The 22,293-nt window shown below is 45.7% G+C and carries 19 protein-coding genes; 15 read left to right on the top strand and 4 right to left on the bottom strand.

What is annotated here, in order from left to right:
• Positions 1-286: 286 nt before the first annotated feature.
• Together GPK58_RS00690 and GPK58_RS00685 are read right to left on the bottom strand one after the other, a co-directional pair.
• Complete coding sequence (locus tag GPK58_RS00690; RefSeq protein ID WP_015526276.1) at positions 287-475, bottom strand: hypothetical protein; 189 nt, start codon at positions 473-475, stop codon at positions 287-289.
• Between the two features lie 507 nt (positions 476-982).
• Complete coding sequence (locus GPK58_RS00685; RefSeq protein ID WP_173722447.1) at positions 983-1,846, bottom strand: class I SAM-dependent methyltransferase; 864 nt, start codon at positions 1,844-1,846, stop codon at positions 983-985.
• 393 nt (positions 1,847-2,239) lie between these two features.
• Between GPK58_RS00685 and GPK58_RS00680 the strand changes: the two genes are divergently transcribed.
• The 5 genes from GPK58_RS00680 (at position 2,240) to GPK58_RS00660 (ending at position 8,306) form a co-directional block, all read left to right on the top strand.
• Complete coding sequence (locus GPK58_RS00680; RefSeq protein WP_015526273.1) at positions 2,240-3,523, top strand: aminotransferase class I/II-fold pyridoxal phosphate-dependent enzyme; 1,284 nt, start codon at positions 2,240-2,242, stop codon at positions 3,521-3,523.
• A 72-nt stretch (positions 3,524-3,595) separates the two neighbouring features.
• Complete coding sequence (locus tag GPK58_RS00675; RefSeq protein WP_215638046.1) at positions 3,596-4,996, top strand: L,D-transpeptidase family protein; 1,401 nt, start codon at positions 3,596-3,598, stop codon at positions 4,994-4,996.
• Between the two features lie 67 nt (positions 4,997-5,063).
• The gene (locus tag GPK58_RS00670; protein ID WP_044961514.1) at positions 5,064-6,104 is read left to right on the top strand and encodes a D-alanine--D-alanine ligase family protein; all 1,041 of its coding nucleotides are present in this window, start codon (positions 5,064-5,066) and stop codon (positions 6,102-6,104) included.
• 64 nt (positions 6,105-6,168) lie between these two features.
• Positions 6,169-7,557 carry a UDP-N-acetylmuramoyl-tripeptide--D-alanyl-D-alanine ligase gene (locus tag GPK58_RS00665; protein ID WP_215638045.1) on the top strand — a complete coding sequence of 463 codons (1,389 nt, stop codon included), beginning with the start codon at positions 6,169-6,171 and terminating at the stop codon, positions 7,555-7,557.
• 149 nt (positions 7,558-7,706) lie between these two features.
• A complete protein-coding gene (locus tag GPK58_RS00660; RefSeq protein ID WP_215638044.1) occupies positions 7,707-8,306 on the top strand; it encodes a hypothetical protein in 600 nt (199 codons plus the stop codon).
• A 169-nt stretch (positions 8,307-8,475) separates the two neighbouring features.
• On the opposite strand, the gene GPK58_RS00655 is transcribed toward GPK58_RS00660, so the two are convergent.
• Both GPK58_RS00655 and GPK58_RS00650 read right to left on the bottom strand, forming a co-directional pair.
• The gene (locus tag GPK58_RS00655; RefSeq protein ID WP_021651433.1) at positions 8,476-8,676 is read right to left on the bottom strand and encodes a hypothetical protein; all 201 of its coding nucleotides are present in this window, start codon (positions 8,674-8,676) and stop codon (positions 8,476-8,478) included.
• Between the two features lie 32 nt (positions 8,677-8,708).
• Positions 8,709-8,975: a hypothetical protein gene (locus GPK58_RS00650; protein WP_015526267.1), complete on the bottom strand. Its 267-nt coding sequence runs from the start codon at positions 8,973-8,975 to the stop codon at positions 8,709-8,711.
• 227 nt (positions 8,976-9,202) lie between these two features.
• Here GPK58_RS00650 and GPK58_RS00645 point away from each other — a divergent pair, with 227 nt between their 5' ends.
• The 10 genes from GPK58_RS00645 (at position 9,203) to GPK58_RS00600 (ending at position 22,292) form a co-directional block, all read left to right on the top strand.
• Positions 9,203-11,461 carry a hydratase gene (locus GPK58_RS00645; RefSeq protein ID WP_215638043.1) on the top strand — a complete coding sequence of 753 codons (2,259 nt, stop codon included), beginning with the start codon at positions 9,203-9,205 and terminating at the stop codon, positions 11,459-11,461.
• Positions 11,462-13,512: 2,051 nt separating this feature from the next.
• The gene (locus tag GPK58_RS00640) at positions 13,513-14,211 is read left to right on the top strand and encodes an RluA family pseudouridine synthase (protein WP_215638042.1); all 699 of its coding nucleotides are present in this window, start codon (positions 13,513-13,515) and stop codon (positions 14,209-14,211) included.
• 140 nt (positions 14,212-14,351) lie between these two features.
• Positions 14,352-15,449, top strand: coding sequence for a substrate-binding domain-containing protein (locus GPK58_RS00635; RefSeq protein WP_215638041.1), 1,098 nt, complete (start codon positions 14,352-14,354; stop codon positions 15,447-15,449).
• Positions 15,450-15,762: 313 nt separating this feature from the next.
• Entirely contained in the window at positions 15,763-16,071 is a 309-nt protein-coding gene (locus GPK58_RS00630) for a V-type ATPase subunit subunit G family protein (protein WP_022427344.1), read from the top strand.
• 16 nt (positions 16,072-16,087) lie between these two features.
• Positions 16,088-18,094, top strand: coding sequence for a V-type ATP synthase subunit I (locus GPK58_RS00625; protein WP_059086682.1), 2,007 nt, complete (start codon positions 16,088-16,090; stop codon positions 18,092-18,094).
• A gap of 4 nt (positions 18,095-18,098) precedes the next feature.
• Positions 18,099-18,569: a V-type ATP synthase subunit K gene (locus tag GPK58_RS00620; protein WP_015526259.1), complete on the top strand. Its 471-nt coding sequence runs from the start codon at positions 18,099-18,101 to the stop codon at positions 18,567-18,569.
• Between the two features lie 20 nt (positions 18,570-18,589).
• On the top strand, positions 18,590-19,183 hold the full coding sequence (locus GPK58_RS00615; protein ID WP_161209358.1) for a V-type ATP synthase subunit E: 594 nt from the start codon (positions 18,590-18,592) through the stop codon (positions 19,181-19,183).
• Between the two features lie 30 nt (positions 19,184-19,213).
• Positions 19,214-20,185: a V0D/AC39 family V-type ATPase subunit gene (locus GPK58_RS00610; protein WP_215638049.1), complete on the top strand. Its 972-nt coding sequence runs from the start codon at positions 19,214-19,216 to the stop codon at positions 20,183-20,185.
• Positions 20,178-20,498, top strand: a complete 321-nt coding sequence (locus GPK58_RS00605; RefSeq protein ID WP_021652678.1) for a V-type ATP synthase subunit F — start codon at positions 20,178-20,180, stop codon at positions 20,496-20,498. The genes GPK58_RS00610 and GPK58_RS00605 overlap by 8 nt, the downstream gene beginning before the upstream one ends.
• A gap of 24 nt (positions 20,499-20,522) precedes the next feature.
• On the top strand, positions 20,523-22,292 hold the full coding sequence (locus GPK58_RS00600) for a V-type ATP synthase subunit A (protein ID WP_021652679.1): 1,770 nt from the start codon (positions 20,523-20,525) through the stop codon (positions 22,290-22,292).
• Position 22,293: the final 1 nt, after the last annotated feature.

Raw genomic sequence — 22,293 nt, 5'->3', positions numbered from 1 at the left:
AAAAAGATTGCAATGTATAATTCTTTTTTACCATACATTGCAATCTTTTGGAATACTATGTTCTAACTAAATGGCATTGGGCCGTCTGCCCTTCTCGCGCTCTTCCCCTCCTGGCCACGTCGCTGTTCGGCGTTGTAGTGGGTGTGAATGTTCTGACAGGGTGCGGGATTCGGGGGTGTCGAGAAGGGGAGGCTGTGCCGATCTGTTGGATGGTGGATAATAATAAAAAGGATCTGTAAAAGGCGAGATTTTACAAATAGTTCTGCCTTTTTCAGATCCTTTTTTGTTAGTAATTGTAGGCTCCCTCATAAGCATTGCATCGTTCTTTCCGATGTCCCTGCTCTACACAGGAGCTGCACCGGTCACAAAATTCCTGCTCATAGCAAGTAGAACAGACACATCCCTTACAGGCATCCCGGTCATAAGCCGGCGTGCAGGTAAAAGGAAGAGTATCCTTCGTAGTTTCCGTACTCATAAAGATCACGCTCCTTTTTTCTATATTATAGACCTATCAAAAAAGCGTTTCAATATAAATAATCAGAAAATATAAAGAAATACCTGATAAAAAGTTACTTTTCACTCCATTCTCAGTAACACGCTTCGCGATGCACAGAATTTATACTGATTGTATAAATTCGCGCGGTATGTCTCGGGTTTTCTGTGACCTTCGCTCACAAAAAACACTTCGCGGAATATTACCATTGAATAGTAAGGATAAAAATCGGCACAACGTTTCACATCCAACACAGTAGAATCCATCATCCCGCCAATACAGAATCATATTCCACAACGCAGAACAGCGGCGTGGCCAGGAGGGGAAGAGCGCGAGAAGGGGAGACGGCCTTCGCTAACTCCGAGTGCTTCCCCTTCTCGCAAACCTGCCCACGCCAAAGTGTCCCCTCGAAAGGAAAAACCCCAACTCACAGCAGTTCGCAACAGCGAAAAAAGTGCCAGCTAATAAGGATGCCACAACATCCCTATCCTACCGGGAGGAGCTCCACCGTCCGGAAGCTCCGCAGGGAAGAACCAGACCACTTTCTGTTACAGGAAGTCCGATCTCCTGTGACTCCACATTACCCTTCCAGGGTTTCAGCTCCGTAGCAAGCATATAAGTCAGAACAGCCGGTGCAAGACCTGTAGTATAGGAATTTACCAGGAAAAACAGCGGATCATCGCTGAGGATCTTCGTACAAAGCTTGATCAGCGGATGGATCGCATCCTCGATCTTCCAGATTTCGCCCTTAGGTCCGCGGCCGTAAGAAGGCGGGTCCATAATGATCGCATCATAATGATTTCCTCTGCGGATCTCACGCTCTACGAACTTCACGCAGTCATCCACAAGCCAGCGGATCGGCGCACCGGAAAGTCCGGAAGCAGCAGCATTCTCTTTTGCCCAGTTCACCATACCTTTGGAAGCGTCCACGTGAGTAACGGAAGCACCGGCTGCAGCTGCAGCCAGAGTAGCGCCGCCGGTATAGGCAAAAAGATTTAAGACCTTGATCGGGCGTCCTGCATTGCGGATCTTTTCACCGAACCAGTCCCAGTTCACAGCCTGCTCCGGGAAAAGTCCTGTATGCTTGAAGCTGAAAGGCTTCAGATTAAAAGTAAGGTTCTTGTAATGAAGCTCCCACTGATGAGGCAGATCAAAGAACTCCCACTCACCGCCGCCACGGCTGCTTCTGTGATAATGTCCGTTCATATGCTTCCAGCCACGGTTTTTGCGGGGAGTATCCCAGATTACCTGCGGGTCCGGACGAACCAGAAGATAATCCCCCCAGCGCTCCAGCTTTTCTCCTTTTGATGTATCAATAACTTCATATTCTTTCCATCCATCTGCAATCCACATGATGATCAATACCTCTTTCATAATAGTAAATTTATAAGATATATATAGCATTTTTATATAGCATTTCCGGAGATTACTGTACCAGATCCGGCTGACCGGGACATGAATCCATAAAAACGCCATAATAATGTTTTTTCCAGTATAGAGGAAAAATGGATGCTGTGCAAGAGAAGTGCAGGATTTTCCACGAAAGATTTGACAACAGCGCTTTTACATACTAAAATGTACGCAGAGATTTTCTGCCGGGGCAGAGGCTTCCCGCTTCCGTGAAACTGTGGCTGTTTTTTGCGGAAGAGATTTTGCAGAGAATTCCTGACAGACAGAAATCGTTAACAGAAGAAACACAGCAACCGCAGATATGAAACTGTGCACAAAAAGAGGAGAAGCAAACTTATGAAAAAATATTGTGAGATGAGCAGGGAAGAGCTACTCGATTTAAAGAAAGAACTCGACCGTGAGTTCGACGAGATCAAAGCCGAAGGTCTGGCACTGGATATGTCCCGTGGTAAACCTGCACCGGATCAGCTTGATCTTTCCATGAAAATGATGGAAGTACTTGCAGGGGATGCAGATCTGAAATGTGAGACCGGTGTGGACTGCCGTAACTATGGAGTCATCGACGGAATCCCGGAAGCCAAGAGACTTCTCGGTGAGATGTCAGAGGTAGAGCCAGAGAACATCATCATCTATGGGAACTCCAGTCTGAACGTAATGTTCGATACCATTGCACGTTCCTATTCCCACGGAGTAATGGGAAATACACCATGGTGCAAGCTTGACAAGGTGAAATTCCTCTGTCCTGTACCAGGATACGACCGTCATTTCCGTATCACAGAATTTTTCGGCATTGAGATGATCAACATTCCGATGACTCCGGAAGGCCCGGATATGGACATGGTTGAGAAATATGTCAATGAAGATCCGGCAGTAAAAGGAATCTGGTGTGTTCCGAAATATTCCAATCCGCAGGGCTACACTTATTCCGAAGAAACAGTTAAGCGTTTTGCGCATCTGAAGCCGGCTGCACCGGACTTCCGTATTTACTGGGATAACGCTTACAGCATCCATCATCTTTATGATGACAATCAGGATTTCCTTCTTGAGATCCTTGATGAGTGTGCGAAAGCAGGAAATCCGGACATTGTTTATAAATTTACTTCTACCTCCAAGGTAAGCTTCCCTGGTTCCGGTATCGCAGCAGTTGCTGCATCCAAGGCGAACCTGGATGACTTCCGCAAATACATGACTGTACAGACCATCGGACACGACAAACTGAACCAGCTTCGTCACGTTCGTTTCTTCAAAGATATCAACGGATTGCATGAGCATATGAAGAAACACGCAGACATCCTTCGTCCGAAATTCGAGCTTGTTCTCGCAACACTGGATAAAGAGCTTAACGGACTTGGAATCGGTGAGTGGACCAAACCTCACGGTGGATATTTCATTTCCTTTGATTCTATGGAAGGTTGTGCGAAAGCCATCGTTGCCAAAGCAAAAGAAGCAGGCGTTGTTATGACTGGAGCGGGCGCAACCTATCCATATGGAAAGGACCCGAAAGACAGCAATATCCGTATTGCACCAAGCTACCCAAGCGTTGAGGAGCTTGGCAAGGCAGCAGAGGTATTTGTTCTCTGTGTGAAGCTTGTAAGTGTGGAAAAACTTCTGGAGAAATAAATCGATCACATCAGACTGCCCGGTATTTCAGCATGCGTAATACCGGGCAGTCATAACTATTGGAGAGAGCTCATGGATGAGGAAAAAGAAAAAATGAAAACAGGCAAAAAGTTGGTCATTGCACTGATCATGATCCTGCTGATCCTTACAGCAGGGGCTTATGGATATGGTGTACACTATTTTACAGATCATTTTTTACCGGGATCTCAGGTGAATGGTTTTAACTGCTCCTATAAAACTGCAGATGAAACAGAAAAGCTTCTTGCAAAGGAAGTGCAGGCATATGTTCTTACCGTTGATACAAGAAACAACGGAAAAGAGAGCATTACCGCAAAAGAAGCCGGACTGGTCTACAAGCCGGATGGCGGAGCCAAAAAGCTGATCAAGAAACAGGACCGGTACAAATGGTTCCTTGCTTTTAATCAGAAGAAAAAATATACACTGGCAACGGATACTGCTTATGAAGATCAGAACAAGCTGACAGAGGCTGTGAAGAATCTGAAATGCATGCAGAAGGACAATATGGAAAAGCCTGTAGACGCATGCATTAAGGATAATGGCGAAACCTACGAGATCCAGCCGGAAAAAGAAGGAACGACCCTGGATACAAAAAAGGTTCAGAAAGTGATCCGTGCAGCTGTTTCCGCAGGAGACAAAACAGTTAGTCTGGAAAAGAAAAACTGCTACAAAAAACCATCGATATATAAAGACGATGAAGCTCTGAAAAAAGATTGTGACCAGATGAACAAGATTATCAGCTGCGTGATCACCTATGATTTTTCGGACCGGTCGGAACAGCTTGACCGAAATACCATCAAAGACTGGCTGGTCAGGGACGCAAACGGAGATTATATAGTAAATAAAGATCAGGTTGCAGCTTATGTGAACAGCCTGGGATATAAATATGATACCTTTGGCTGCACGAGGACATTTACCACCTACGATGGCCGCCAGAAAACCATTAAAGGCGGTGATTACGGATGGGCTATCGATCAGACCGCAGAGACTGAATGGCTTTATAATGCCATTCTTGCAGGAACTACAGAAGTGAGACAGCCGGCGTATGCTTACAGCGGACTTTGCAGAGATACCAATGATATCGGAAATACATATGTAGAGATTGACCTGACCAACCAGAGAATGGTATTCTATAAAGATGGACAGCTTCTGGTAGATACACCGGTAGTTACCGGCTGTGTCCGAAAGGGCCATTCCACACCAACCGGATGCTTTGCACTGGATGCCATGCGTTCACCGGCAGTTTTGAAGGGACCTGGATATGCATCACCGGTTACATACTGGATGCCGTTTTCCGGAGGAGTCGGAATCCATGACGCAAGCTGGCGTTCACAGTATGGCGGGCAGATCTATATCACAAATGGTTCTCATGGCTGTGTAAACACCCCGAAGGATAAGGCGGCAATCATTTATAATAATATTAGTGTAGGAGTACCAATCGTAGTTTATGAATAAGAGATTAAAAGAAATATTAAAAGAATACGAAAAAAGAAAACACAAGATCATCAAGGGAGATGAAAGTATGAATATCGTTGTATTGGCAGGCGGAACCAGTACAGAAAGAGAGATCTCCATCGTAACAGGAACCGGTGTCTGCAAGGCACTTCGTAAAAAAGGCCATAATGCCATTCTTGTAGATATTTTCTGCGGACTGGAGCCGGTGGACTGGGATGAGCCCTTTGGAGATAAAGATTATGAGGTAGATTCTGCGGCAGAGTATATGAGAAGCTTCGATGATGATATCGAAGAGATCAAACGCACAAGAAGAAGCTTTTTCGGACCGAATGTACTGGAATTGTGTCAGGCAGCAGACATTGTATTTATGGGACTTCACGGTTCCAACGGAGAGGATGGAAAGGTTCAGGCAACCTTCGATCTTCTGGGGATCCGTTACACAGGAACCGGATATTTAAGCAGTGCCCTTGCTATGGATAAGGGCCTCACCAAGAAGATCTTTCTCATGGATCAGGTACCGACACCGAAGGGCGTTTCCATGCTGAAAGAAAACTGTACAAGAAACATCCATGATCTTGGTATGGAATTTCCTGTTGTTGTAAAAACATGCTGCGGTGGTTCCAGCGTAGGTGTTTATATTGTAAACAACCAGAAAGAATATGAGGATGCCATTGACGGTGCTTATTCTTATGAAGATGAGGTAGTTGTTGAAGAGTATATCAGGGGTCGTGAGTTTTCCGTTGCAGTTGTAGACGGAAAGGCTTATCCGATCATCGAGATCGCACCGAAGCAGGGCTTTTATGATTACAAGAACAAATATCAGGCAGGCTCCACAGTAGAAACCTGTCCGGCCGAGATCTCACCGGAACTGACTGAGAAGATGCAGCATTATGCGGAAGCTGGCGCAAAGGCTCTCTGCATTGAGGGCTATGCACGTTTTGACTTCATGATGAAAGAAAACGGTGATATGTATTGCCTGGAGGCAAACACACTTCCGGGAATGACACCCACCAGTCTGATCCCGCAGGAAGCAAAGGTTCTGGGAATCGACTATCCGGACCTCTGTGAAGAACTGATCCGCATTTCTTTTAAGAAATACAGCAAATAAAATATCTGACCGTAACTCCTCCTGTTGACAGGAGGAGTTTCTGGCAAAAGAAAGGATTTTATTCATGAAAAATCTTACATTGGAAAATATCACAAAAGTCTGCAATGGTATTTACCACGGCCCGCAGGAAAAACTTCAGGAGGAAGTGACTGCGATCACAACGGACAGCCGTAAGGTGGAAAAAGGAGGTCTTTTTGTACCGGTAGTAGGAGAGCGTGTGGATGCTCACCGTTTTATCCCGCAGGTAATGGAAGCAGGTGCACTCGCGACCTTATCCGAGAGAACTCTTGAAGGGGCGGATCATCCGTATATCCAGGTAGGCTCCTCCCTTCAGGCAGTAAAAGACATTGCGGAGTTTTATCTGGAGCAGCTTGATATTCCGGTTGTGGGAATCACAGGAAGCGTTGGAAAGACCAGCACAAAAGAGGTGATTGCCTCTGTGCTGAAGGAAAAATACCGTACACTGAAAACCCAGGGGAATTTCAACAATGAGCTGGGACTTCCACTGACAGTATTCCGCCTTCGTGATGAAGATGAGATCGCAGTTCTGGAAATGGGAATCAGTGATTTCGGTGAGATGACCCGTCTTGCAAAGATCGCAAAACCGGACACCTGCGTGATCACAAACATCGGAACCTGCCATCTGGAAAACCTTGGGGACAGAGACGGCGTCCTGAAGGCAAAAACAGAGATTTTTCAGTATGTGAAGAGAAATATCGTACTTAACGGTGATGATGATAAGCTTTCCACAGTAAAGGAATACAACGGTATGCAGCCGGTATTTTTCGGAAACGGAGAAAATGCTTCTGTTACCTGTGAAAATGTGGAAAGCCGTGGCCTGAAGGGAATGAGCTGTGACATCTGTCTGAAGGGAAAAATGGCAGAGAACGGAGAGTTCCAGATATTCCATGTAGATATTCCAATGCCGGGACGTCATATGGTATCCAATGCACTGGCAGCAGCAGCTGTGGGCAGACTTTACGGACTGAATGCAGAGCAGATCAAAAATGGCATCGAAAGCCTGGAACCGGTCAGCGGAAGATTCAATATGATCGAGACCGATAAATTCATGATCGTAGATGACTGCTACAACGCAAATCCCATGTCCATGAAGGCGTCCCTGGATGTTCTTCAGGATGGACTTGGAAGAAAGGTTGCCATCCTTGGCGATATGGGTGAGCTTGGAACGGATGAAGCTGCACTTCATGAAGGTGTAGGCGTTCATGCAGGTCAGTGCAGGATCGATGCATGCATCTGCGTAGGACCACTTGCAGCCCATATCGCGGAAAAGGCATCTCAGACCAATCCGGACTTGACAGTCATCCGGGAAAAAGATCTGGAAAGCCTTCTTAAGAACCTGAACACATATGTGAAACCTGGAGATACCATCCTCGTAAAGGCTTCTCACTTCATGAAATTTGAAAATGTAGTCAAAGCACTGCAGGAAATGTAAAAAGACCGAAAACAGGGGCAGCATTTGACGAACGAAAATTCTTTCCAGTTAAGTTATATAGAAGTATAATATTCCTAAGGCGATGAGCAGTGCGGCTAAAGAACAAAAGCACACTCAGGCACTGTGCGGCAGTGAAAAAGGGAGGGCTTATGCTGGAGATGATCATGAAGCTGAACATCCCGCTTTACGTCATGACATCCATGGGATGTATCGGCGGTCTGGGGATGCTGGCAACAAACCTTACCTACCGAAGAATGATCCGAAATACGCAGCGATTACAGAATCTCAAAGAAAAATGGCTGAACCTGTGGAAATCAAGGGACAGGCTCTGGCATCGGATGAACCGATTTGTGTGGTATCCGTCACTGTTTTGTACATTTCTTCTTGGAATGTCTGTTTTTCTCAACAGCAGACTGGGATACAGGGAAGGATTGTCTATGCTTTATCTTTATATAGGGGCGGCAGTGCCGGTAGTACTGCTTCTTCTTCGTCAGGCATTGGACTTTTCTTATAAGGAAGAGCTTGTGATGGCTTCTCTTGCAGATTATGTGGAACAGGTCCGTACCTGGGTGGAGGAAGTACCGGTCGCAGAAAAGCCGGATCCTGTTCTGCAGGAAGAAATCGTAGATAAGATCACCAGAAGTATCCGTCAGACGGCTGCTACCGGAAGCCACTTCAGCAAGATGCTTTCTCCGGAGGAGGAAGAGATCATGCGGGAGATCATACGGGAGTTTATGAATGCAGAGTAAAAACATATCCCGGTATATTTGAGAAAATACAGAAATGTACACAAAGATATTCCGGAATAAGGGAACCGGATGCAAAAAAACTCTCCGGCAGATACGATTCTCTGTATCCGCCGGAGAGTTTTTTATGTATGCAGTTGTGTAAGATAAGGAATTTATCAGCTATACCTTATCAACCCATGGAGATCGGGCCGCCACGGAGCTTGCCGGCTGTGGTGATCCTCTTGATCGCAACCATGTAAGCTGCCATACGGAGCGTTACATTTTTCTCCTGGCTGAGAGCATAAACTTCATTAAAGGCAGTAAGCATGATCTTCTGAAATATACCTCCCAGATTGGGAATTTTTAAAAAAAGAGAACGCAGGATAAGCATTCGTGGCTTTCCTGCGTCCTTTTATATGTTACTCAGTCTTCCTCGATCACCTGGATCTCCAGGTAGTCGAATTCAATATGTTCAATGAAATTATCCTGATAAAAACGGGCCTTATCATGCTTTTTGAAATCCCGCACTGTGGCATCCAGCCAGATAGGATTTCCCAGATCCATCTGATAACAGATTTCCTCAAGTCCGTGAAAGATCTTGTGGGTTCTGGTATCATCGCTGTCATCACAGACAACGGTGTCCTGAAGCATGCGATTGTCTTTCCATATTTTTCCCCATAAACGAAACATAAACAGTACCTCCGTATTGAAACTGCCACAGCCGGCAGAATATGAATATCCGTCCGATATGGTCTTCAGTATAGCGGATTTTGCAGGGAAAGTAAAGCACAGGGCAATAACGCTTGTACGCAAAACAATGCACCAGGTGTGTTCACTTTTATTGACTAATGTGTAAAAATCCTCTATAATAAACGAAATTATGAAAAAAAGAATCATTACAGATTGGAGGAACCGAAATGAAACTTTACGATACCGGCGTTTATCTTCAGAACGGACAGGAAATCATTCCCGAGAACCAGGCTGATCTGCCTGTAGCGAAAGAAGAGGCTGCTAAGAATACCATCGCATATTCTATTCTCAAGGCTCATAATAAATCCGATAACATGGAGAAACTTCAGATCAAATTCGATAAACTGACTTCCCATGATATCACATTTGTAGGAATCATCCAGACTGCAAGAGCTTCAGGACTTGAGAAGTTCCCGGTACCATATGTACTGACCAACTGCCATAACTCTCTCTGTGCAGTAGGCGGAACCATCAATGAAGATGACCACATGTTTGGTCTCACCTGTGCCAAAAAGTACGGCGGAGTTTATGTACCGCCTCATCAGGCAGTTATCCATCAGTTTGCAAGAGAAATGCTTGCAGGCGGCGGAAAGATGATTCTCGGCTCCGACAGTCATACAAGATACGGAGCACTTGGAACCATGGCTATGGGAGAGGGCGGACCGGAGCTTGTAAAACAGCTTCTCTGCCAGACATACGATATTAATATGCCAGGAGTAGTTGCTATTTATCTGAAAGGTGCTCCACGGCCGGGTGTAGGACCGCAGGATGTTGCGCTTGCCATCATCGGCGAGGTTTTTGCCAACGGCTATGTGAAGAATAAGGTTATGGAGTTCGTTGGACCAGGCGTTGCCAGCTTAAGCGCAGATTTCCGTATCGGTGTTGATGTTATGACAACAGAAACCACATGTCTTTCCTCCATCTGGCAGACAGATGCGAAGATCGAGGAATTCTATGCGATCCACGGAAGACCGGAGGATTACAAAGAACTGAAACCGGGCAACGTTGCATACTATGACGGCTGTGTAGAGATCGACCTCAGTGAGATCAAACCAATGATCGCAATGCCGTTCCACCCAAGTAACACCTACACCATCGATGAGCTGAAGGCAAACCTTGACGATATCCTTGCAGATGTGGAGAAGAGAGCACAGGTAAGCCTTGACGGAAAGATTCCGTTCACATTGAGAGACAAGGTAGTTGATGGCAAGCTTTATGTTGAGCAGGGAATCATTGCCGGTTGTGCAGGCGGTGGATTCGAGAATATCTGCGCTGCAGCAGATATCCTCAAGGGCAAAAATATCGGCCATGATGCCTTCACCTTAAGTGTATACCCGGCAAGTACTCCAATCTACATGGAACTGGCTAAGAATGGTGTTCTTGCAGAACTGATCGGAACAGGCGCAGTTGTGAAAACTGCATTCTGCGGACCGTGCTTCGGCGCCGGAGATACACCTGCAAACAATGCATTCAGTATCCGTCATACAACCAGAAACTTCCCGAACCGTGAAGGCTCCAAGATCCAGAACGGTCAGATCTCTTCGGTTGCACTTATGGATGCACGTTCCATTGCAGCTACAGCAGCAAACAAGGGATTCCTTACCTCAGCAGAGGAGTTTGACGGAAGCTATTCCGAGCATAAATACTACTTTGATAAGTCTATCTACGAGAACCGTGTATTTGACAGCAAGGGCGTGGCAGATCCAAGCGTAGAGATCCAGTTTGGACCGAATATCAAAGACTGGCCGGAGATGGCTGCACTTGCAGACAACCTGATCCTGAAGGTTGTTTCCGAGATCCACGATCCGGTTACTACCACTGACGAGCTGATCCCGTCCGGTGAGACATCCTCCTACCGTTCCAATCCGCTTGGACTTGCAGAGTTCACACTGTCCAGAAAGGATCCGGCTTATGTTGGCCGTGCAAAAGAGATCCAGGCAGCACAGAAGGCAATCCAGGCAGGTAACTGCCCGGCAGAGGCTGTTCCGGAACTGAAACCGGTTATTAAAACCATCAACAAGACTTATCCGGATGTAGATAAGACCAACCTTGGCGTAGGAAGTACCATCTTTGCAGTGAAACCGGGCGATGGCTCTGCCAGAGAGCAGGCTGCATCCTGCCAGAAGGTACTTGGCGGCTGGGCAAACATTGCCAATGAGTATGCAACCAAGAGGTATCGTTCCAATCTGATCAACTGGGGTATGCTTCCATTCCTGATCCCGTCCGGAGATCTTCCGTTCAGGAACGGTGATTATCTGTTCTTCCCGGGAATCCGCAAGGCGGTTGAGGAAAAAGCAGACGTGATCAAGGGATATACTGTTGAAGGTGACGCTCTGAAGGAGTTCGATGTAACTCTGGGTGAGCTGACAGATGATGAGAGAGAGATCATCCTTAAGGGTTGTCTGATCAATTATAATCGTAAATAGATGCAGGGATTGAACATATGTAGAGCGTGAAGGCGTTGGAGCTGTGTTCATGAATATGCTGCAGAGCGGAATGTAGTAATTTAAGAATTTCCGTGTTGGTTTGCAGACTGGTGACCGTTTTAATCGAGGTTGCCGGTCTGCTTTTTTACTTTTAAGGTTATGGATACTTATTTATGGGATGTGGATGATGCGGACACCTCACGCTGACATTTCCAGAGACAAACCCCAGCCCCGGTAAAAATATCAAGAAAAGCTCAACAAATGATGACCGTCTCAACACTCTTCGTTATTCAATTTTTCTTCTTCTTCGTTCTTTCGAATAAAGTTTATCTCAATCCCCTGCAAACATTGTAAAGTACAAACATTGCAATGTTTGCAGTGCCAATACAGTCACACAGAAACTTTTCTAACTAACTTTCCATGTTCGAAAGTCAGGGCGGGAAGGACGGGAGGGGCGGGTGACTCTGCAGGAGTCGTAGTACTTCTTAGGCCGCGGGGAGGCTGCGTTGCTGGAAAAATCCCAGCTGTTTGAGCGTTAGCGAGTTCTGGGATTTTTTCAGCGGTTTTAGCAGAATTCCCGCAGCCTTAGAAGCACTAGACCTCCGAAGCCTCACCCGCCCCTCCCGTCCTTCCCGACCGTCCGTTTGCAACATACCATCCCGTTCTTCACAACTTCACAATAGCATAAATTAACAGAAAATAATAAAAAATACAAACAAATTATAAAATATAAACACCTAACAAAACAAATAAATAAAAATAATAGCATAAAACTATAAAAATGTATTGACAAATACCTGCAACGATGTTATTATAAGATCATCAAAAACAACAAGAGAAAAACAAAAAAGAAAATCATTCAATTCATAGCATAGATGCACATGAAGGATGAAGAAAGGAAAAGGTGATTCCAGTGGGAACATAAACAAACACCATCATCAATATGAGAGTGACAGGAACCGGATTTCCTGCAAGAAAGACCTGATACAGATCACATATGATACACCTTAAGAAAACAGAAGTTTCTTTTATGAAATATAAATAAGATCCTCTTAAATCTTACTTATATTTTAAGAAATCAGAAACAAAAGGAAATCAGTATTTCAGGTAATATAGAATCGGTAACTCATATTGAACAACTGTCACACACCTGATACAAAGATTTCAGGAAATATGTAAAGAAATATTTCCCGAAAGAGTAAAACCCTCAACTCACCGGTTCGTTGGAAAGAAGAGATTCCAAGAACAAACGTGAAGATGAGAACGATACTTTGAAATGCATATCAGAACCATTAGGATATGGATTGAAGCTTTGCATCAGAAGAATATCTGAGAGGATATTAAAAACAGAAGAATCGGGCAGGAACTTTTTTCCAGGATACTTTAAAGAACTGCAGAGGAGAAAATCCCAATAGGTCGATTTGAATCAGCAGATCGCAAAGTACAGAGATGACAAATGGTTTTGAATTTAAGAAGTTAAGTCCAGAATTGTTTAGTGAACAGGAAAAAGTATAACCACCGAAATTCTTCAGATAAACAGGAAATCAAACATCGTAAAAAATGATTTCTGATCTATAAAACTTTCTAAATAATCGAAGAGATATACTTACATATATCAGTCGTTTATGAGCAGGAAATAAAAAAGAAGAGAGAATCTGAAAAAGAAAAATTTCAAAATTGAATAAAGAGAATCGAAATTATTTTATAAAGTATATAAAATCAAAGATTTCGATTGATAAGTATAATAAGTATAACAAGAAAACTTTATTCGAAAGAACGAAGAGGAAGAAAAATTGAATAACGAAGAGTGTTGAGACGGTCATCATTTTTGGAAACTGTAAAAGTAAAAAAAGTGATGACCGTCTCGTTGTGTATATAAGATTGCATATATTAAGTATATAACCGTTCCGAAAAGCCCTGGATAAAATAATATGATCCGAGCAGAGAGCAAAATTTTCGATCAGAGATTTTCCGAACAGTTATATTTATCAGTTGCCATCAAAAACATCATCAGTTATACTTCTGTGAGAAAGGAAGTAAGATGAGAAAATATGTGGAATTATCAGATTGAAGAAAATATTTTATATGAAGACAAAGAGATCCTTGTGTGCAGAAAAACAGCAGGAATGCCGGTGCAGGCAGCAAAAATAGGAACAATGGATATGGAAAGTGCCCTGAAAAATTATCTGGCACAAAAAACACCGGGAAAGATCCCATATCTGGGAGTAGTACATCGCCTTGATCAGCCGGTAGAAGGCATTCTTGTATTTGCGAAAACATCCGAAGCAGCAGGAAATTTGAGTAAACAGATGATGGCAGGAGGCGCCGGAAAATATTACCTGGCAGTAACAGAGGGAAAAGCAAAGAGCTCAGAAGGGACTCTTACAGACTATCTGAAAAAAAATGGAAAAGCCAACATGTCTCAGGTGGTGTCTGCCAATACACCGGGAGCAAAAAAAGCGATCCTTCACTATAAAGTTCTGGATCAGCAGGAGATAAACAGAAAATCCCGGACACTTCTTAAGATCAGGCTGGAAACAGGTCGGCATCATCAGATCCGTGTGCAGCTCTCTCATGAGGGACTGCCCCTTCTTGGAGACCGGAAATATAATCCTTCGGGAGAAAAAGGTACATCACTGGGACTTTGTTCCAGTTGTCTGGAATTCAAACACCCCAGAACAGGAAAAATGATGAAGTTTGAAACAGAGCCACAGGGAAGCGCGTTTCTGGATTTTGTGAAAAAAGTGTAAAAACTCTGGACGGAAATACGAAAAAGTGTATAATGTAAAAAGCAAGTAACCAAATGTAAGATTTTTGTAAAGTATAAGTTACTGTGGACGGACAAGGCAGACGATAAAGAACAGTAACCAGCGAGGAAGAGGAGATTACAATGAAAAGAGCTGCAGTAGCGTCAGCAGCCTTGTTGGCTGTGGCAACCCTGCTGACAGGCTGTCAGAAAGAAGAAGTAGAAAAGCTTGTTGCACCGATTGTAGCAGATGTCCAGGAAACCCCTGAAGCAACCGAAGTGGAAGAAGAAAAAAGCCCGCTGATCCCTGAGATCGATGACACTCTTTCTATTGAAGAAGGTGCCAGAATAGCTGTTGTCAGCAAAAGCAAAAAAGGCGAGTTCTGGAATAAAGTAAAAGAAGGAATGGAAGCTGCTGTCAAGGACGTAAATGAAGCGTATGGTTTCAAAAAAGACAAGCAGATCACGATGACCTTTGAGGGTCCGGATGATGAAGAGGACGTAGAAAGTCAGATCAATACTCTTGATGCAGTGATTGCTGAGAATCCATCTGTAGTGTGTCTTTCTGCCGGAGATATGGATTCCTGTCAGGCACAGCTGGAAGCAGCGAAAGAGAACGGAATTCCGGTGGTCGCATTTGATTCCAATGTCAGTGATACAAAGCTGGTCAGAGCTTTCCGTGGAACAGACAATACACAGATCGGCAAATATGCAGCATATAAGCTTGGCAGCGCCATTGGAAAAATGGGAAATGTGGCTGTTTTTTCCGCACAGGAGAAAACACAGAGCGCTCAGGAACGTGTAAAGGGATTTCTGGATAATATTGCAAATTATACGGATATTAAAGTGGTGGAAACCGTATATTCTGACCAGGTTGATGATATGAAGGAAGCCATGAAGGAAGTTCTGGATAAATATCCGGCACTGGATGGTGTTTTCTGCACCAATGCCGAGGTTTCTGAAATGTTTCTGGAGGTAAATAAGGACACAGGAGAAAATAAAGTTGCTATGGTAGGCGTAGATGCAACCAGCGAACAGCAGGAAGCGATCCAGAAAGGGGAAGAACTGGGAGTGCTTTCACAGAATCCTTATGCGATGGGATATCAGACCATGTGGGCGGCTATTCAGTCTACTGCACCGAAGAAGGAAACAAAGATTGATAAGAAGGTTTTACTTGATCCGATATGGATTGATGCTGAGAATATCAAAAGCGAAGACATTGCAAATTACCTGTACAATTAACAAATAGAACAGATAGCCACTGTAGGTCGGGTGAATAGGTTAGTCCGCATTCACCGTCTGTTCATAATTGAAAGCCATCAGTCTGATGAAGATGTAAAAAACATTTTCATCGGGCTGATGGCTTTTTTGAATAAAAATAAAAAATATGAATAGAATAAACAAATAAAAAGTGTGCGAAAAAATGGCAAAAATATAACATATATGACGACTTTTTGACACAATACAAATAAATTTATCGTTAAATTGCATAATAAACATTGTTTTGAAAAAGCGATTGTGGTACAATTTGGATATGCAGAGAGGCGGTGATCAGATGATCCAGGAAACGATCAAGGCAGTGAAAGAGGCGGAGGCAAAAGCACAGCAGAAGATAAAGGATGCATCCGTCCGTGCACAGAGTATCATCAGCGAAGCTGAGAAAGAGGCAGAGAATATTATCAGAAAGGCGGAAACAGCCGCCGGCGAACAGGCGGCATCTGATATGAAAGCAGCCGAAGAACGTGCACACAGTACAGAGAACACTGTCGTTGGACAGGCGGAGGAAGAGCTTGCAGCTTTGAAAAAGAAAGCGGAGTCGAAGCACGAGCAGGCGATCCAGACAGTAATGGACAGTTTGTTCTGAGAGGGGGAGTGCGAAAATGGCAGTATTGCAGATGCAGCGAATCAGTATCTGCGCAATGAAAAAGAACCGTAAGGCCATATTGGAAGAACTGCAGTCACTTGGAGTATTGGAGATCGATGCAGCGGAATTGGATCCGGAGCTTAAGACGATGGATACTATGAATGCCCGGCTGATCTTTGAGAAGAACGCATCCCTTTGTGATCAGGCAATCGAAATACTGGATGAATTTTCGAAGGAAAAGCAATCCATGCTGGCATCCCTGGCAGGGAAACCGCTGATCGGAAGGAAGCAGGAGGAAGAAGCTATCCGGGATCAGGAAGAGATCCTGAGAACAGCCAGAGAAATTCAGGGATACCGGAAGAAGCTTACAGAGAACAGTGCGGCGGCAGTTAAGCTAGAACAGCAGGAAGCAGCTCTTGCTCCATGGCTGAAGCTGGATATTCCGATGAACTTCGGCGGTACAGCGAAAGCAGCGGTACTTGTGGGAAGTATTGATGGAAATATAACTCTGGATCAGGTATACAGTCAGCTGGCAGCGGATGCACCACAGCTTGAAGCCTTTGACATTCGGGAAATCTCAAATGATGCCGGTAAGCTGAGCCTGGTGGTTGTCTGCTTGAAAGCACAGGCACAGGAACTGGAAGAAGCGCTTCGGATGCAGGGATTTGCAAGACCGGCACAGCTGGTATCAGAGGTTCCGGCACAGGAGCTGGAGAACCTTAAGAATGAAGTGGTACGCATTCAGGAAGAGTCCGAACAGATCCGGGAACAGATACGCGCTCTTCACGACAGGAAGAGCTCTCTTCAGCTTTTGTCCGATTATTTCCGGATCCGTGCACAGAAATATGAGGTATTAGGACAGCTCCGCCAGTCGGAGAGCACTTTTTTTGTGACAGGATATCTTCCGAAGAAACAGGTTCCTGCAATGGAGAAACGGCTTACGGAGAAGTACGATATTGTTTTTGAAGCAGAAGATGCTGAGGGAGAAAATGTTCCGGTTGCCCTTCAAAACGGCAAATTCGGAGCAGCAGGAGAGGGAGTTCTGGCAGCATTTGGTCTTCCCGGAAAGGGAGAGATCGATCCTTCCATGATCATGACAGCCTGCTATGTATTTCTTTTCGGACTGATGCTGTCAGACGCAGCATATGGACTGATCGTCTTTGCAGTCTGTCTGGGAGTACTTCTGAAGTTCCCCAGGATGGAGAGCGGAATGCAGAAATCCATCCGGCTTTTTATGTACTGTGGATTGTCCACTTTGTTCTGGGGCGTGATGTTTGGCGGATATTTCGGAGATTTTATCGATGTATTTTCGAAGGTATATCTGCACAGGCCGGTCACGGTGAAGCCGGTATGGTTTGCACCGTTAAATGAGCCAATGAGACTTCTGGTGTTCTCCATGCTGTTTGGTCTGATCCATATGTTTCTGGGAATGGGTCTTAAGGGCTACATGCTGTTACGTGACAGAAAATATCTCGACTTTTTCTGTGACGTAGTACTCTGGTTCCTGCTTCTTATGGGACTGATCTTGATCTTTATCCCAAGCAGCATGTTCCGTTCTATTTCTCAGATGGATCTGAATCTTTCACCGGCAGTGATACAGGTCGGAAAATGGATGGCGATCATCGGTGCTGTGGGAATTCTCTTTATGTCAGGAAGAGATAAGAAGAATCCGTTCCTGAGGCTGGCGCTTGGAGCCTACGATCTTTACAATATCACGGGATGGGTCAGTGATATCCTTTCCTATTCCAGACTTCTGGCCCTGGGACTTGCTACCGGAGTTATCGCATCAGTTATGAACCAGATGGGAAGTATGCTGGGAGACAGTATTCTGGGATGGATCGTATTTATCCTTGTATTTGTGATTGGTCATATCTTTAACCTTCTGATCAATCTTCTGGGTGCATACGTGCACACCTGCCGATTACAGTACGTAGAGTTTTTCGGTAAATTCTTTGAGGGCGGAGGAAAAGAGTTCCACCCCTTCCGCGAAAATACAAAATATGTAGATATTAAGGAGGATTAATATTATGAGTGGTATCGTTTGGGCATTATTGGGAGCAGCAATTTCCGTAGCTCTTGCAGGTATAGGTTCCGCCATCGGTGTTGGTACAGCCGGCCGTGCAGCAGCAGGCGTTGTAACAGAAGACCCGGACAAATTTGCCAAGGTTCTGCTTCTTCAGCTTCTTCCCGGTACGCAGGGTATTTACGGACTGCTGGTAGCATTCCTTGCACTTTCCAAGGTTGGTATCCTGGGCGGCGGTGTTGCTGATATTTCCCTGGAAACCGGTCTTATGATCTTTGTGGCTTGTCTTCCGATTGCTATCGCAGGTCTTCTTTCTGCAATCCATCAGGGAAAAACTTCCGTAGCTTCCATCGGTATCGTAGCCAAGAAACCGGAGCAGTTCGGTAAAGCCATGCTTTTCCCTGCAATGGTTGAGACATATGCGATTCTGGCTCTTCTGATCTCCATTCTTGCAGTCAGCGGAATTCAGGTTTGATTCATCAGGAGGGGCAGAGCATGACAGGATTAGAGAAGATGGTAAGCCAGATTCTTGAAGAGGCCGATGCTTCTGTAGCCGTTACGATCAGTGATGCGGAGAAAAAAGCCGCAGAGATCCTCAGGGAAGCCGGAGAAAAGGCAGATAAGATCCGGCAGCAGAGAGAAGAACAGTCCAGGGCAAAGGTGAAAAGCTATGAAGAGCGGACAGCTTCCGCTGCAGATATGAAGAAGCGTACCGCAGTTCTTGCAGCCAAGCAGGAGCTGATCGGAAATGTGATCGCAGATGCCTGTGACCGTGTGAAGAATCTGGATGAAGAAAAATATTTTGGGATCCTTAAGAATATGGCTGAGAAATATCTTCTTCCAAGAGAAGGAGAGATCTGTTTTTCAAAAAAGGATCTGGAACGTATGCCGGCAGGTTTCCGTGAGGAAATAAAGAGCCTGGCACAGAAAAAGGGTGGTGTGCTGGAAATTTCCGGTGAAACCCGAAACATAGACGGAGGTTTTATCCTGATATACGGCGGCATTGAGGAAAACTGTTCCATTGATGCCATGTTCGCAGAGAAGCGGGATGAGCTTCTGGATCAGGTAAGAAAGATTTTGTTTGCGTAAAACACCATCGCAAAAAGGAGGGCGTGAATGATGTTTGGTGAAGATTATGCCTATGCGGTGGCGCGGATACGTGTTCTGGAGACCGGACTTCTGAATCAGGCAGCGATCGAGCAGCTTCTGGCATGTCAGGATGAGCAGCAGTGCCTTCAGATCCTTACAGAGAAGGGCTGGGGAAACGGTGATTCTGCAGCCGGTGCGGATGCCATTCTTTCCCGGGAGAGAGAAAAGATCTGGGAGATCATGGATTCGCTGGTAGCGGACCGATCTGTGTTTTCTGTTCTTTCCTATCAGGATCTTTTCCATAACCTGAAAGCGGCTGTGAAGGCAAGCATCCTGCAAGGGGCAGCGCCGAATATTTTTTTCAGCGACTGTTCCATTGACGGAGAGGATATGGTGAAATTCCTGAAGGATAAGGAATATGATCGTTTTCCTGAGGATATGCGGGAAGCGGCAAGAGAAGCCTATGAGACCTTTTTGCACACAAGAGACGGACAGCTTGCGGATATTATCGTAGACAGGGCAGCACTGGATGCCATAAAAAAAGCCGGAGAACGATCAAAAGAAGAGATCGTCCGGCAGTATGCGGAATCCACGGTAGCGGTAGCAGATATCCGGATCGCAGTCCGTGCCTGCAAAACAGGAAAAAGTTCGGACTTTATGAAAAAAGCCATGGCAGAATGTGACACACTGGATAAGGACAGACTGATCCACGCGGCAGTAAGCGGAATGGATCAGATCATGGGTTATCTGGCAGAAACGAAATATGGGGACGGAGCTCTGGCACTGGCGGAATCAGCTTCCGCTTTTGAGAGATGGTGTGATAACCAGATCATGGAGACCATCCGCCCTCAGCTGTATAATTCATTTTCACTGGGACCGCTGGTAGCCTATGTGCTTGCCCGTGAAAATGAGATCAAGACGGTGCGGATCATTCTCACCGGAAAGCGCAGCGGCCTTCCGGAAGAGTTTATCCGGGAAAGGGCAAGGGAAATGTATGTATAAGATCGCAGTTTTAGGTGATTATAACAGTATTTACGGGTTTGCGGCTCTTGGCCTTGATACTTTTCCGGTGGAGGATCCTGCAGAAGGTAAAGAGAAGCTTAACCGTCTGGCAGCCGGTGAATATGCGGTTATTTATATTACGGAACAGCTGGCGGCCCAGCTTTCCGCAGAGATCAGTAAATACAGTGAGGAGCTGATGCCTGCGATCATTCAGATTCCCGGAATTTCCGGAAATACAGGTGCAGGTATCGAAAATGTAAAGAAATCCGTGGAGACGGCAGTTGGCTCCGATATTCTTTTCAGTAATGAGTGACAAGAAAGCAGGTGATTGGTTCAGATGAGCAGAGGAACCATTAAGAAGGTGGCAGGACCGCTGGTAATTGCCAAGGGTATGCGGGATGCAAATATGTATGACGTGGTTCGTGTAAGCAGCCAGCGTCTGATCGGTGAGATCATTGAGATGCATGAAGATGAGGCTTCCATACAGGTATATGAGGAGACTTCAGGACTTCGTCCGGGAGAACCGGTAGAGTCCATGGAGGTGCCCCTTTCCGTGGAGCTTGGTCCTGGCCTTATTACAAGCATTTACGATGGAATACAGCGTCCGCTGGATGACATCATGAAGGTAGCAGGCAGCAACAACCTGAAACGAGGCGTTGAGGTTCCTGCCCTGAAGCGGGACAAAAAATGGAATTTCATTCCGGTTGCGAAGGTGGGAGATCCGCTGGAGGGCGGCGATGTTCTTGGAACCGTTCAGGAGACTATCGTTGTTACACAGAAGATCATGGTACCTCCCAATATGAAAGGTACTCTGAAGGAAATTAAATCCGGCGAGTTTACCGTGGATGAGACCGTTGCAGTTCTTTCCACAGCAGACGGCGATAAAGAGTTGACCCTGATGCAGCACTGGCCGGTACGACGTGGCCGTCCATATAAGAAGAAACTTCCGCCAGCCAAACCTCTGGTAACAGGACAGCGTGTTATTGATACCATGTTCCCTATTGCCAAGGGTGGTGTGGCAGCAGTTCCCGGCCCGTTCGGAAGCGGTAAGACGGTTATCCAGCATCAGCTTGCAAAATGGGCTGAGGCAGATATCGTGGTTTATATCGGCTGCGGTGAGCGTGGAAATGAGATGACAGATGTTCTGAACGAGTTCCCGGAGCTGAAGGATCCGAAAACAGGACAATCCCTGATGGAGCGTACGGTTCTGATCGCCAATACCTCAGATATGCCGGTTGCAGCTCGTGAGGCGTCGATCTATACAGGTATTACAATTGCGGAGTATTTCCGTGATATGGGATATTCCGTAGCATTGATGGCAGATTCTACTTCCAGATGGGCTGAGGCTCTCCGTGAGATGTCCGGACGACTGGAGGAGATGCCAGGCGAGGAAGGTTATCCTGCATATCTTGGTTCCCGTCTTGCACAGTTCTATGAGCGTGCCGGACATGTGATCTGCAGTGGAAAAGACGGAAGAGAGGGTGCCCTGACAGCAATCGGCGCCGTATCTCCTCCAGGTGGTGATATCTCCGAGCCGGTTTCCCAGGCGACACTTCGAATCGTAAAGGTATTCTGGGGACTGGACGCAAACCTTGCATACAAACGTCATTTCCCGGCGATCAACTGGCTGACCAGCTATTCTCTGTATCTGGACAGCGTTGGCGGATGGTTTGACGAAAATGTAGCGAATGACTGGATGAAGCTCCGTCAGAGAATGATGACCCTTCTTCAGGAAGAGGCAGAGCTGGAAGAAATCGTAAAGATGGTAGGTATGGATGCGCTTTCACCGGGTGACCGCCTGAAAATGGAAGCAGCCCGTTCCATCCGAGAGGATTTCCTCCACCAGAACTCTTTCCACGAGATCGATACCTACACATCTCTGGAAAAACAGCACAATATGATGCGTCTGGTACTTGCATTTTATGATGCGGGTCTGGATGCGCTGAAACAGGGCGCAGATATCAATGATATCGTAAAGCTTCCGGTACGTGAGCAGATCGGCCGTTATAAATATACAAAAGAAGATCAGCTGGCAGCAGAATATGAGAAGGTAACCCGCCAGCTGGCAGCAGAGACTGCAGAACTTCTGGGAAAGGAGGGCCTGTAAA

Source organism: Blautia sp. MCC270, assembly GCF_018785605.1.
In the GTDB taxonomy this organism is placed as follows: domain Bacteria; phylum Bacillota; class Clostridia; order Lachnospirales; family Lachnospiraceae; genus Blautia_A; species Blautia_A fusiformis.
Note: the sequence above shows the minus strand (reverse complement) of the source record. Positions and strands in the feature narration are given on the sequence as shown.